Consider the following 689-nt stretch of genomic DNA (forward strand, 5'->3'; position numbering starts at 1 on the left):
GGATCGCCCGATATAAACTTCCCGATATCCGGATCATAAAATCTGTACAAATTGTAATGCAGCCCCGTTTCCCTGTCCAGATATTGCCCCTGGAAACGCAGGTTCTGCTGTACGGGCCGGGTTTCTTTTTCATGCGTCAGGTTCCCCCATACCTGATAGCCCGCTTCCCAGACAATATTGCCCCCGCCGTCCGTCATCTCCTCCGGCGCGCCGTTTACGTCCGTATGGTAATACAGCACCTCATCCGCTTCGCCCGGCGCCGCCCTGTCCACCCGCGCCAGCGGCTCGTGGCTCCCCTGGTCGCTGTAGATATACAGGCTGCTGCTTCTTCCCAGCCTGCACTCCTGCGCCAGCCGCATTCCGTCCCATAAAAACGTCGTCCGGTTATACGGCTTTCCTTCCGCGTCCAGCTCGTGCTTCTCCACCCGCCTGCCCGGCGCGTCGTACACGTACCCGTAACGCCGTACGGTGCTCCCCCGGATGACCGCCACTTCCGTCAGCCGGTGCTCCGCGTTCCAGCGGTAGTGCTGCGTGCCGTTGCGGCCCCGCTTTTCCACCACCCGGCCATATTCATCGTAACGGTAATGCAGCCCGCGATATGACGTTATCCGGTTGAACGGCACCACGCTGCCTGCACCCGCCTGCGCGGTCTCTCCCTGCCGCCTGTCCAGCAGGTTCGCCGCCGCGTC

At 62.0% G+C, this 689-nt stretch carries 1 protein-coding gene; it reads right to left on the bottom strand.

Annotated features, from left to right (window positions below; translation table 11 throughout):
* A partial coding sequence (locus ACLJZ5_RS22030) for an RHS repeat-associated core domain-containing protein (RefSeq protein WP_410959030.1) occupies positions 1–689 on the bottom strand: 689 nt, incomplete at both ends.

Source organism: Salmonella sp. 5800 (assembly GCF_046558195.1).
GTDB lineage: Bacteria > Pseudomonadota > Gammaproteobacteria > Enterobacterales > Enterobacteriaceae > Salmonella > Salmonella enterica.